The sequence below is a fragment of the Novosphingobium acidiphilum DSM 19966 genome, assembly GCF_000429005.1.
Classification (GTDB): domain Bacteria; phylum Pseudomonadota; class Alphaproteobacteria; order Sphingomonadales; family Sphingomonadaceae; genus Novosphingobium; species Novosphingobium acidiphilum.
In genome coordinates this window covers 1-12,026 of sequence record NZ_AUBA01000012.1, presented here as the reverse complement: position 1 = coordinate 12,026, position 12,026 = coordinate 1, and the positions used below count along the sequence as shown (strand labels likewise).

Here is a 12,026-nt window from a genome sequence, read left to right as displayed (position 1 = left end):
TATCGGACAAAAGCCCGCCACGCTCAAGCCATGGCCGAACGAGCGTGATCTTTGGCTGTGCACGGGGGCGCGTGGCCCCCGTGTCTGCGCGTTGTTCTAGCGGTGTCCGTCATGGCCGCCGTGGCCGCCACCACCGCCGCCGCCGTGCCCGCCCATGTGGGGAAAGTGCGGAGCAGCGATACCCTGGCGCGGTGTGGTCATGCCGTGAACGTGCTGATAATTGTGCGGGCCCTGCGGCGCCTGGCGCGCAAAATGGTCGCGATCGCCGCGCACATAGGCACCTTCGCCTTCGTTGTGGCGGTAATAGAAATAGCCGTCATCGCCCCAATACCCGTCATAGATCGGGCCGTAAGATCCGTCGTACCAGCCGTCATATTCGTACGGCGTCGACGCGTCATACCCGACCTGCATGCCATACCCGCCGGCGCAGGCGGCAAGCGGTATGCTGGTCATGGCCAGCAGCGAAATCATCATCGCATGTTTCATGGTTGCATCTCTTCCCAAATGTTGTCCTACTGGTGCTACAACGCCGGGCGGCCGAAATTGTTGCAGCATCGCCAAATTGGGGCGCGCTGGTTGGCAGATGTTTCAGCCCTTCTTCACCCAACCCTTCACATCATGGGTAAATCCTGCTGAAACGGCACAGTGCGTCCGAATTGGCGCCAAAGGAGTGGGGCGATGATTTCAGGCAAGGCAATCCTGGCCGCGGCAACCGCGCTGGCCGGACTGTGGCTGGGCAGCACTGCACAGGCGCAGGACACGCTGCGCCCTGACCAGTCGGAGTTCCGCGCGCTGTACAAGGAACTGGTGGAAACCGACAGCTCGGTCACCACCGGTTCGTGCACGCTGTTGGCCGACAAGGTCGAGCGGCATTTGCGCGCCGCCGGCTATGGCGATGCCGATATCACGCGGTTTGCGGTGCCCGACCACCCCACAGAGGGCGGACTGGTGGTGGTGTTGCCCGGCACATTGAAATCGCTCAAGGCGATCCTGCTGCTCGGCCATATCGACGTGGTCGTGGCCAAACGCGAAGACTGGACCCGCGATCCCTATACGCTGATCGAGGAGGGCGGCTATTTCTATGGCCGCGGCACCAGCGACATGAAGGCGATGGACGCCATCTGGATCGACCTGATGAGCCGGCTGAAGCGCGACGGCACCCATCTGAAACGCACGCTGAAACTGGCGCTGACCTGTGGTGAGGAAACCAGCACCGCGTTCAATGGCGCGCAATGGCTGAGCGAACACCGCCCCGACCTGATCGCGGCCGAATTCGCGCTGAACGAAGGTGGCGGCGGGCGCACCGATGGCCACGGCAAAGTGCTGGCCGAAACGCTGCACGTGGGTGAAAAGACCCCGGTCAATTACCGGATCGAGGCGACAAACGCGGGCGGCCATTCTTCGATCCCGATCCGCGACAACGCGATCTATGAACTGGCCGACGCGCTGATCAAACTGCGCGCCTTTGAATTCCCGGTGCAGATGACCGACACCACCCGCGCCTTTTTCGCCAAGGCCGGCGCTGCGCGCGGCGATGAACTGGGCAAGGCAATGATGACGATCGCCAGCACCCCGCAAGACAGCGCCGCGTTCAAGACGGCAGAGGCGGTGGTCAGCGCCGACCGCGCCTATCACGCGATCCTGCGCACCACGTGCGTGGCCACGCTGATCGATGGCGGCCATGCCAACAACGCGCTGCCGCAACGCGCCGGGGCCAATGTGAATTGCCGCATCTTTCCCGGCGTATCGGGCGAAGCGGTGCGGGCCGCGCTGGAATCGGCGATCGCCGACCCGCGCATGACGGTGAAACGTACCGATCTGCGCGGCCCCGATGCGGTGCCCCCGCCGCTCGATCCCAGGATCGTCGGACCGGCCGAACGGCTGGTCGCCAAATACTATCCCGGCGTTCCGCTGGTGCCGGCCATGTCGGCCGGCGCCACCGACGGCGTGTTTCTGGAAGCCATCGGCATCCCGTCCTATGGCCCGCCCGGTCTTTACAGCAATCCGGATGGCAATGGCGTCCACGGCCTGAACGAGCGCGCTATTGTAAAGGCGGTCTATACCGGGCGCGATTTCCTGAACGAACTGGTGCGCGACTACGCCTCGCACTGAGGCAGGCCGCGTACGCCTTTCAGCCTTTTGGCTTCAATGTCACCCATACTTCGATCGGGGTTACCACCTTTCCCTGGGCGGGTTTGCCAATGTCGATGCGTTCGGCGGTGACCAGTTCACCGGTTTCAAGATTGAAGCTGGCCCATGGCTTTGGCATGCGGCCAAAGGTCATTTTCTGGATCGGCCGGCCGGTGACGGTGTTCATGATTGTTGTTGTGATACCCATGCGACGCACCTAGCGGCGCGCGGTCAGGCCTGTCCATCCGACGGTTGTGGATAGCGGTGATCGTGCCGGTATCGACGGCCTATTCCCGACCATCGCCGTCATCGTCGTCGCCAGGCGGATGAAGCGGCAGCGTCGGTGCGCTGCGGGCCGCCGGAGCAGGCCTGTTCGTGGCGGCATCGTCGCGCAGGTCAGAAGCATCCAGCGCCGCGGCAGCGACAGCCGTGTGCGAACGATGCGTGCCGGCAAACTGCGCCGGGCACCGGTCGATCGCGTCCTGGACCCGTTTTGCAAATTCGGGATGGCCGCGCAAATTGAGCCGGGCCATCGTCTGATATTGGCGCAACAGCGGTATGGCCCGGGCACAATCGCCCATGTTCCAATCGCGCAGGGCGGCATCGTAGATGCTGCCGGCCCTGGGATCGTCCGCTGCCTGCGCCGCAACCGGGGCGGCACCCGCCAAAGCGCTCAACAGCAACGCCACTGCGGAACCGGCAAGCCGCGCACGGCTATTGCGGGGGGTGATCGGGCAATACGACCGCAGACGGGCCGGGCGACGGTGCCACGGGGCCGGTTTCATCGTTGTCATAATGAATCCCCTTTACGATCGAAACGATGATCAGGATCGCGCCAAACAGCGAATAGAACAGCCCCGGCGCGCCACCTTTGACGTTAAGCAGGTATTTGTCATACTTGAACGACAGATCGCCGGCATTGGCAGTTTTGTCTGCCAAGAAAAGCCTGAAGCCGAAATACGCAAAACATAGCCCGGTCAACAAGATGAATATCTTGTACGTCAAGGCCAAAGCGAAACTGATCAGCGGCGGCGTCATCGCGGTCTGGCTCGCATATTGTGGGTGTATTTGAAATATGCGCAGGCCGTGCAGGGGCGTCAAACGGTATTTCCCGCGCGCTAGCCCACGATGCGATAGGGCACCAGATCGCGGCGCGCCGGATCGACGTCGATCGCCTTGTCGCTGGGGGGAAAGGCGCGCTGGTCGCAACTGTCGCGCGGGCAGATGCGGCAGGAGGCGCCGATTTTGGCGACCGCATCGTCCGATGACAGGTTCAGCCCGTCGGCATAGATGAATTCATCGGCATGCGTCGCCTCGCAGCCCAGCGCCACCGCGTAACGGCGCGGCGGCCGGTAATAGCTGCCCGATGGCTTGACCAGGCCCTTGGCGATCGAGACATAGCGGATGCCATCGGGCATCTGCGCCAATTGCACATGGATGCGATCGGGAATCGCCACCGCCTCGTGCACGATCCACAACGGGCAGGCGCCGCCAAACCGGCCGAATTGCAGGCGGGTGGCCGAATGGCGCTTGGTCACGTTGCCCGCCATGTCGACGCGGCAGAAATAGACCGGGATGCCGCGCGCGCGCGGCCGTTGCAGGGTCGACAGGCGGTGGCAGCATTGTTCGAAACTGGTGTGAAACATCAGTCGCAACCGGTCGACATCGTGGCGCAGATCGCGCGCCGCAGTGCGGAACTGCTCGTACGGCATCAGCAAGGCGCCCGCGGCATAGTTGCCAAGCCCGATGGCCAGCAGGTGTCGTGCCGCATCGCTTTGCAGCGCAGAGGCGTCGACAATATCGGCAATCGTGCCCGACAGCGCGAGCGCCGCCACCTGATAGGCCAACTGGAAGCGCCCACTTTCGATCGGCTGGTTCGAATCGAGATCGAGGTGCGCGCGCGCCGCGTCGTAATGCCGCATCGCGCCGCCGCTGGTCCACGCAACCGATACGCCATGGCTGCGCAGCCAGCCCTGCATCGACTGCACCCGCGGGCTGAGATCGGGGCCGGCGATTTGCGCGGCCAGTGCCTCGGCCTCGCGGTCCAGCGCATCGACATAATTGTTGGCATTGTGGAACCAGTCGCGCACCTCTTCCCACGGCAGGCGGCCGCCCGCGGCCAGGCTGGTGCCGATTGTTTCATCCAGCATGTCGAGCCGCAGCCGGGTCTGGGTGTGCAGGGCGTGCAGCCGCACAAACGCATCGGCAAAACCGGGAAATTGCCGCACCAGCCGTTCCACCGCTTCGCCGGGCCAGTCACCGGCTACATGCGGATCGGCCAGCGCCTCGTGCAGCGCCGCGGTCAGCGCATCGCCGCCGGTGGGCGCCAGATCGGCCCAGTCGAGCGGAAACGCGGCGCGCAGCCCATCGGTCAGCGCCGGGGTCAGGTGGCGCTCGTCGTTTTCCAGCTGCGACAGATAGCTGGCGCTGATCCCCAGCGTGGCGGCCATTTCGACCTGTCGCAAACCGCGCCGTTCGCGCAAGGTGCGCAACGGCTTGCCGGCAAACAGACGCTGGCGCACGCTCATCATTCGGGCCCTTCTTTGCAAAGTTCGGGTTTGCAACTTTGCAGATTAACATTGGACTTGCGCGGCGCAATCCGTCAATCCGCGCTCAGTCGTGTATTTTGAGGATCGTTGCATGTCCGCCAACATCGCCGAAATGGAAAAGCGCCGCGCCGCCGCGCACCTGGGCGGGGGCCAGCGCCGCATCGACGCCCAGCACGCCAAGGGCAAGCTGACCGCGCGCGAGCGGCTTGAAATCCTGCTCGACGAAGGCAGCTTCGAAGAAACCGACGCCTATGTCGAACACAATTGCGTGGATTTCGGCATGCCCGACACGGTGATTCCGGGCGATGGGGTGGTGACCGGTTCGGGCACCATCAACGGGCGGCTGGTGTTTGTGTTTTCGCAGGATTTCACGGTGTTTGGCGGCGCAGTGTCCGAACGCCACGCGATGAAGATCTGCAAGATCATGGACACCGCGATGAAAGTCGGCGCGCCGGTGATCGGCCTGAACGATTCAGGTGGCGCGCGCATCCAGGAGGGCGTGGCAAGCCTGGGCGGCTATGCCGAGATTTTCCAGCGCAATGTGCTTGCCTCGGGCGTGGTGCCGCAGCTGTCGCTGATCATGGGGCCGTGCGCGGGCGGGGCGGTCTATTCGCCGGCGATGACCGACTTCATCTTCATGGTGAAGGATTCCAGCTATATGTTCGTCACCGGGCCCGATGTGGTCAAGACGGTGACCAACGAAATCGTCACGCAAGAGGAACTGGGCGGCGCAGTCACGCACACCACCAAGACCTCGGTCGCCGATCTTGCCTGCGAAAACGATATCGATGCGCTGCTGGCGGCGCGCGAACTGTTCGATTTCCTGCCGCTGACCAACCAGACCGGCGTGCCGGTGCGGCCCAGCAGCGATCCGTGGGACAGGCTGGACGACAGCCTCGATACGCTGATCCCGGCGTCGGCGGCGCAGCCCTACGACATGCACGAAGTGATCCGCAAAGTTCTGGACGAGGGCGATTTCTTTGAAATCCAGCCCAGACACGCGGGCAATATCCTGTGCGGGTTCGGCCGCATCGAAGGGCGCACCGTCGGCGTGGTCGCCAACCAGCCGCTGGTGCTGGCCGGCGTGCTCGACATCAATTCGTCGAAAAAGGCCGCACGGTTCGTGCGGTTCTGCGATGCCTTTGAAATCCCGATCCTGACGTTTGTCGATGTGCCCGGGTTTCTGCCCGGCACCGCGCAAGAGCATAACGGCATCATCAAGCACGGTGCCAAGCTGCTGTTTGCCTATGCCGAGGCGACCGTGCCCAAGATCACCGTGATCACGCGCAAGGCCTATGGCGGGGCCTATGACGTGATGGCCAGCAAGCACCTGCGCGGCGATCTCAACTATGCCTGGCCCACCGCTGAAATCGCGGTGATGGGCGCCAAGGGCGCGGTCGAAATCATTTTCCGCGGGCTTTCGGGCGAAGAACAGGCGCAAAAGGTCAAGGAATACGAGGACCGCTTTGCCAACCCGTTCGTCGCGGCCAGCAAGGGTTTTGTCGATGAAGTGATCCACCCGCATTCGACGCGCCGCCGCATCGCCCTGGGTTTGCGGAAATTGCGGCACAAGGCGTTGGAAAACCCGTGGAAGAAGCACGACAACATTCCGTTGTGAGGGCTGGAACGCGCGCGATGCCAAGTTACACCTGTGCCCCAGTCCCCACCCCCGCTCGTGCTGAGCCTGTCGAAGCATGCGCGCGAGGGCCGGTCCTGGGGCAACGCTTGGCACGCATCCCTCGACAAGCTCAGGATGAGCGGACGTTTGAATTGATCTGGAGATGCCCCGCATGAAACTGGGACGCCTGAACCACATCGGCGTGGCAACGCCCGATCTCGACGCTGCGATCGCGTTTTACCGCGATGTCATGGGCGCCACCGATATTACCGAACCATTCGTGCTGGAATCGCAAATGGTGCGCGTATGCTTCGTCAACACTCCTGGCGAGAAGGGCACCGCGGGCACGCAGATCGAACTGTTGCAGCCGACGCAGGCCGACAGTGCGGTGGGCAAATGGCTTGAAAAGAACCCGATGGGGGGGCAGCACCACGTGTGTTACGAAGTGCCCGACATCCACGCCGCGAAGTCGTGGTTTGAAAGCAAGGGCAAGAAAGTGCTCGGCGAACCGCGCATCGGCGCGCACGGCACGCTGATTTTCTTTGTCCACCCGCGCGACATGGGCGGCCAACTGACCGAAATCATGGAAACACCAAAGGGACATCCCTAAGATGGCCGATATCGACGATTGGGCAAAGCTGGCGGCCAAAGAGGTCAAGGGCAAGGACCTGACCTGGCACACGCCCGAAGGCATCGCGGTCAAACCGCTGTACACGGCCGCCGATGTGGAAACCGATCCCGGCCTGCCCGGCTTTGCGCCGTTCACCCGTGGTGTGCGCGCCAGCATGTATGCCGGGCGGCCCTGGACAATCCGGCAATACGCCGGGTTTTCGACCGCCGAGGCATCGAACGCGTTTTATCGCCGCAATCTTGCCGCCGGGCAAAAGGGCCTGTCGGTGGCGTTCGATCTGGCCACGCATCGCGGCTATGACAGCGATCACCCGCGCGTGGTCGGCGATGTCGGCAAGGCCGGCGTGGCGATCGACAGCGTCGAAGACATGAAGATCCTGTTCGACGGCATCCCGCTCGATCAGATGTCGGTGTCGATGACCATGAACGGCGCGGTGATCCCGATCCTGGCGTTCTTTATCGTCGCAGGCGAGGAACAGGGCGTTGATCGGCGGCTGCTCGACGGCACGATCCAGAACGACATCCTCAAGGAGTTCATGGTCCGCAACACCTATATCTACCCGCCCGAGCCGAGCATGCGGATCATCTCGGACATCTTTGGCTATACCAGCCGCGAAATGCCCAAGTTCAACTCGATCTCGATCTCCGGCTATCACATGCAGGAGGCCGGTGCGACCCAAGTGCAGGAACTGGCGTTCACCATCGCCGACGGCATGGAATATGTGAAATACGGGGTCGCCAGCGGGCTCGACATCGACACGTTCGCCGGGCGGCTGTCGTTCTTTTTCGCGATCGGCATGAATTTCTTCATGGAAGTCGCCAAGCTGCGTGCCGCGCGCGTGTTGTGGCACCGCGTGATGACGCAACTGGGTGCAGCCGACGAACGCAGCAAGATGCTGCGTACGCATTGCCAGACCTCGGGCGTCAGCTTGCAGGAACAAGACCCCTACAACAACGTCATCCGCACCACGATCGAAGCGATGGCGGCGATGCTGGGCGGCACGCAATCGCTGCACACCAATGCGCTGGACGAGGCAATCGCCCTGCCCACCGATTTTTCCGCGCGCATCGCGCGCAACACGCAGATCGTGATCCAGGAAGAAACCGGCATGTGCAACGTGGTCGATCCGCTGGGCGGGTCGTACTACATTGAATCGCTGACCCAGCAACTGGTCGATCAGGCCTGGACGATCATCGAACGCGTCGACGCCGAAGGCGGCATGGCCAAGGCTGTGGCCGCTGGCTGGCCCAAGGCGATGATCGAAGAGGCCGCCGCCGGTCGCCAGGCGCGCGTCGATCGCGGCGAAGACGTGATCGTGGGTGTCAACAAGTACCGGCTGGCCAGCGAAGACACGCTCGACACGCTCGACATCGACAACCACGCGGTGCGCGAAGGGCAGATCGCGCGGCTGAAAATGGTGCGCGAAACCCGCGACGAAGCCCGATGCCGCGCGGCGCTCGCAGCGTTGACCGAAGGTGCGCGCGGCACCGGCAACTTGCTCGAACTCGCGGTAGAGGCGGCGCGCCACCGTGCCACGCTGGGTGAAATTTCCGATGCGATGGAACTGGTGTTCGGCCGCCACGGCACGTTCCCGACCCCGGTCAAAGGTGTCTATGGCGCGGCGTATGAAGGCGATGCGCGGTATAACCAGGTGCTCGACGGTGTGGCCGCGGTCAGCCGCCGGCTGGGTCGCCGCCCGCGCATGCTGGTCGCCAAGATGGGCCAGGATGGCCATGATCGCGGCGCCAATGTGATCGCCAGCGCGTTTGGCGACATGGGCTTTGACGTGACCAGCGGGCCCTTGTTCCAGACCCCGGAAGAGGCGGCAAAGCTGGCGCTCGACAACGATGTCGATGCTGTGGGCGCGTCGTCACTGGCGGCCGGTCACAAGACTTTGGTGCCCGAACTGATCAACCGCCTGCGCGCAGCCGGCCGCGCCGATATCAAGGTGGTGGCAGGCGGCGTTATCCCGCCACAAGATTACGAATTCCTGCGAGAAGCCGGGGTGCAGGGCATCTATGGCCCCGGATCGAACGTGGTCGAATGCGCCGCCGACGTGCTGCGCCTGCTGGGCCACAACATGCCGCCCGCCGGCGAAGAACTGGATGCAGCCGAATAGATGTGCGGCTGTCCCGTTCCCTTGCATCTCGTCACCTTGGGCTTGACCCGCGGTCCGCTTGCTTTGTCCCGCCTCGCCGGAAAGCAGGACCCCGGGTCATGCCTGGGGCGACAGATAAGGGGGCATGACGTGATCAGGTCGCTGTCAATCATTCTGGCGTTGGGGATCGTGACGAGCCTGGTTGCCTGCGGGGTCTATGCTCTCGAATTCGGCGTACCGTTCGATATAAATACGAACTATTTTCCCGAGACCGGCGCCTGTCGCGAACTGTATGCACCGGGCATCAAAATCATGATCTGGCTGGCATCATTTTCAACCGTTTCGCTTGTCTATGTCCTCTATCACACTCGCAAAGTGAACAGATAAATGTTCAAGAAAATCCTCATTGCCAACCGGGGCGAGATTGCCTGCCGCGTGATCAAGACCGCGCGCCGGATGGGTATCGCCACCGTGGCGGTCTATTCCGATGCCGACGCGCGTGCGCCGTTTGTGCGCATGGCGGATGAGGCGGTGCATATCGGCCCCGCGCCCGCGGCGCAGTCGTACCTGATCGCCGACACGATCATCGCCGCGTGCAAGGCGACCGGGGCCGATGCGGTCCATCCCGGATATGGCTTCCTGTCCGAACGCACCAGCTTTGCCCAGGCGCTGGCCGACGAAGGCATCGCCTTTGTCGGGCCACCGGTCAACGCGATCGCGGCGATGGGCGACAAGATCGAATCGAAGAAGCTGGCCAAGGCGGCGGGCGTCAATGTCGTCCCCGGCTTTGTCGGTGAAATCGACAACACCGAACACGCGGTGCGGATTTCGGCCGAGATCGGCTATCCGGTGATGATGAAGGCCTCTGCCGGCGGTGGCGGCAAGGGCATGCGGCTGGCCTATACCGAACAGGACGTGCGCGAAGGGTTTGAAGCGGTCAAGCGCGAGGGGCTCAATTCATTCGGCGACGACCGCGTGTTTATCGAGAAATTCATCCTCAACCCGCGCCACATCGAAATCCAGATCCTGGGCGATCAGCACGGCAACATCGTGTACCTCAACGAACGCGAATGTTCGATCCAGCGCCGCCATCAAAAGGTGGTTGAAGAGGCGCCGTCGCCGTTCGTGACGCCCAAGATGCGTCGCGCGATGGGCGAACAGTGCGTCGCGCTGTCGCGCGCAGTGGGGTATTATTCCGCCGGCACGGTCGAACTGATCGTGTCGGGCGCCGACCCTACGGGCGAAAGTTTCTACTTCCTCGAAATGAACACCCGCCTGCAGGTCGAACATCCGGTGACCGAGGCGATCACCGGGATCGATCTGGTCGAACAGATGATCCGCGTCGCCGCAGGCGAGAAGCTGGCGTTTGCCCAGGACGATATCGGCATCGACGGCTGGGCGATCGAAAACCGCGTCTATGCCGAAGACCCCTATCGCGGGTTCCTGCCTTCGACCGGGCGGCTGGTGCGCTATCAACCGCCGGTGCCGGGCTGGCAGGATGACGGTGCGGCGAACGGCCGGCGCGGGATCGACGGCGTGCGGGTCGATGACGGCGTGTTCGAAGGCGGCGAAGTGTCGATGTTTTACGACCCGATGATCGCCAAGCTGATCACCTGGGGCGAAACCCGCGACGAAGCCGCCGACAAGCAGGTGGCCGCACTCGACGCGTTCGAGATCGAAGGGCTGGGCCACAATATCGATTTCGTCAGCGCGATCATGCAGCATCCGCGCTTTCGCAGCGGCGCATTGACCACCGGGTTCATCGCCGAGGAATATCCCGACGGGTTCCACGGCGCGCCTGCATCGGACGATCTGCGCCGCAGTCTGGCCGCGATGGCCGGGTTCCTCGCCACTGCGCGCGCCGATCGTGCGCGCCGGGTCGACGGGCAACTGGGCGATCGGCTTGATCCGCCGGCGGCGTGGTCGGTGCTGATCGATGGCGAACGCTTTGCGGTCGAACTGCAGGCCGATCTTGTCACGGTTGATGGCACCGCGATCGGGATAGACATGGAATACACCCCCGGCGACCGGCTGGTGCACGCCGATATCGACGGCGATGCGCTGACGGTAAAGGTCGATGCGCTGCGCACCGGGTTCCACCTGACCACGCGCGGGGCCAGCCATCGGGTCGATGTGCTGCCGCAGCGGGTGGCGCCCCTGGTGGCGCACATGATCGAAAAGATCCCGCCCGATCTGTCGAAATTCCTGATCTGCCCGATGCCTGGCCTGCTGGTGGCGCTGCACGTCGGGCCCGGCGATTCGGTCGAGGCGGGGCAACCGCTGGCCGTGGTCGAGGCGATGAAGATGGAAAACATCCTGCGCGCCGAAAAATCGGGGACCGTGAAGCTGGTCAATGCCAGCGCCGGGGACAGCCTGGCAGTGGATGCGATTATTCTGGAAATGGAATAGGTTGCACGACGGAGCCACTGCAGCGATGGGCCCTGTGGCCCGCGCTGACCTGCCCCAAAGTTGGGTTGACGTTTACGTAAGCGCGAATTAGAGCGCGCGCAGCACGAACGAAAGGCGAAAGAAGCCCATGAAAGCGCTGGTGACGGTAAAGCGGGTGATCGATTACAACGTGAAGCCGCGGGTAAAGGCGGATGGCACGGGAGTTGACCTTGCCAACGTGAAGATGAGCATGAACCCGTTTGACGAGATCGCGGTGGAAGAGGCGCTGCGTCTGCGTGAAAAGGGTGCGGTGACCGAGGTTGTGGTGGTATCGGTGGGTCCGGCCAAGGCGACCGAGACGCTGCGCACGGCGCTGGCGATGGGCGCGGACCGGGCGATCCTGGTACAGAGCGATGACGAAGTCGAACCGCTGGCGGTGGCCAAGATCATCAAGGCGATTGCCGACGAGGAAGCGCCCGGGCTGATCATCACCGGCAAGCAGGCGATTGATGACGACAGCAACCAGACGGGGCAGATGATTGCGGCGCTGATGGGTCGCGGTCAGGGCACGTTTGCCAATGCAATCAGCGTTGCCGAGGGTGTGGTGACGGT

General features: G+C 63.3%; 12 protein-coding genes. 7 read left to right on the top strand and 5 right to left on the bottom strand.

What is annotated here, in order from left to right:
- Positions 1-96 precede the first annotated feature (96 nt).
- Positions 97-486, bottom strand: coding sequence for an SPRY domain-containing protein (locus G404_RS0111505; protein ID WP_028641212.1), 390 nt, complete (start codon positions 484-486; stop codon positions 97-99).
- Positions 487-678: 192 nt separating this feature from the next.
- Here G404_RS0111505 and G404_RS0111500 point away from each other — a divergent pair, with 192 nt between their 5' ends.
- Positions 679-2,112, top strand: coding sequence for a M20/M25/M40 family metallo-hydrolase (locus G404_RS0111500; RefSeq protein ID WP_028641211.1), 1,434 nt, complete (start codon positions 679-681; stop codon positions 2,110-2,112).
- A gap of 19 nt (positions 2,113-2,131) precedes the next feature.
- Here G404_RS0111500 and G404_RS0111495 read toward each other — a convergent pair whose 3' ends face one another.
- The 4 genes from G404_RS0111495 to G404_RS0111480 all read right to left on the bottom strand — a co-directional run bounded on the left by G404_RS0111495 (position 2,132) and on the right by G404_RS0111480 (position 4,658).
- Positions 2,132-2,338, bottom strand: coding sequence for a hypothetical protein (locus tag G404_RS0111495; RefSeq protein WP_084601272.1), 207 nt, complete (start codon positions 2,336-2,338; stop codon positions 2,132-2,134).
- Between the two features lie 79 nt (positions 2,339-2,417).
- Positions 2,418-2,819: a hypothetical protein gene (locus tag G404_RS0111490; RefSeq protein ID WP_028641209.1), complete on the bottom strand. Its 402-nt coding sequence runs from the start codon at positions 2,817-2,819 to the stop codon at positions 2,418-2,420.
- A gap of 25 nt (positions 2,820-2,844) precedes the next feature.
- Positions 2,845-3,231 (bottom strand): hypothetical protein, encoded by a 387-nt coding sequence (locus G404_RS0111485; RefSeq protein ID WP_156906287.1) that lies wholly within the window; start codon positions 3,229-3,231, stop codon positions 2,845-2,847.
- 17 nt (positions 3,232-3,248) lie between these two features.
- On the bottom strand, positions 3,249-4,658 hold the full coding sequence (locus G404_RS0111480) for a helix-turn-helix domain-containing protein (protein ID WP_028641207.1): 1,410 nt from the start codon (positions 4,656-4,658) through the stop codon (positions 3,249-3,251).
- Between the two features lie 112 nt (positions 4,659-4,770).
- Here G404_RS0111480 and G404_RS0111475 point away from each other — a divergent pair, with 112 nt between their 5' ends.
- From G404_RS0111475 to G404_RS0111450, 6 genes are all read left to right on the top strand, one after another.
- The gene (locus G404_RS0111475; protein ID WP_028641206.1) at positions 4,771-6,297 is read left to right on the top strand and encodes an acyl-CoA carboxylase subunit beta; all 1,527 of its coding nucleotides are present in this window, start codon (positions 4,771-4,773) and stop codon (positions 6,295-6,297) included.
- Between the two features lie 172 nt (positions 6,298-6,469).
- Positions 6,470-6,907 carry a methylmalonyl-CoA epimerase gene (gene mce, locus G404_RS0111470; protein WP_028641205.1) on the top strand — a complete coding sequence of 146 codons (438 nt, stop codon included), beginning with the start codon at positions 6,470-6,472 and terminating at the stop codon, positions 6,905-6,907.
- A 1-nt stretch (position 6,908) separates the two neighbouring features.
- A complete protein-coding gene (scpA, locus tag G404_RS0111465; RefSeq protein ID WP_028641204.1) occupies positions 6,909-9,047 on the top strand; it encodes a methylmalonyl-CoA mutase in 2,139 nt (712 codons plus the stop codon).
- A gap of 129 nt (positions 9,048-9,176) precedes the next feature.
- Complete coding sequence (locus G404_RS0111460; RefSeq protein WP_028641203.1) at positions 9,177-9,413, top strand: hypothetical protein; 237 nt, start codon at positions 9,177-9,179, stop codon at positions 9,411-9,413.
- Positions 9,414-11,435, top strand: coding sequence for an acetyl-CoA carboxylase biotin carboxylase subunit (locus G404_RS0111455; protein WP_028641202.1), 2,022 nt, complete (start codon positions 9,414-9,416; stop codon positions 11,433-11,435).
- Between the two features lie 127 nt (positions 11,436-11,562).
- The coding region (locus G404_RS0111450) for an electron transfer flavoprotein subunit beta/FixA family protein (protein WP_028641201.1) at positions 11,563-12,026 on the top strand (464 nt) is incomplete at its 3' end.

Coding starts and splice junctions, on each gene's coding strand:
- G404_RS0111500 (WP_028641211.1), top strand. CDS start 679: ATGATTTCAGGCAAGGCAATCCTGGCCGCGGCAACCGCGCTGGCCGGA.
- G404_RS0111475 (WP_028641206.1), top strand. CDS start 4,771: ATGTCCGCCAACATCGCCGAAATGGAAAAGCGCCGCGCCGCCGCGCAC.
- G404_RS0111495 (WP_084601272.1), bottom strand. CDS start 2,338: ATGGGTATCACAACAACAATCATGAACACCGTCACCGGCCGGCCGATC.
- G404_RS0111455 (WP_028641202.1), top strand. CDS start 9,414: ATGTTCAAGAAAATCCTCATTGCCAACCGGGGCGAGATTGCCTGCCGC.
- scpA (WP_028641204.1), top strand. CDS start 6,909: ATGGCCGATATCGACGATTGGGCAAAGCTGGCGGCCAAAGAGGTCAAG.
- G404_RS0111505 (WP_028641212.1), bottom strand. CDS start 486: ATGAAACATGCGATGATGATTTCGCTGCTGGCCATGACCAGCATACCG.
- G404_RS0111480 (WP_028641207.1), bottom strand. CDS start 4,658: ATGAGCGTGCGCCAGCGTCTGTTTGCCGGCAAGCCGTTGCGCACCTTG.
- mce (WP_028641205.1), top strand. CDS start 6,470: ATGAAACTGGGACGCCTGAACCACATCGGCGTGGCAACGCCCGATCTC.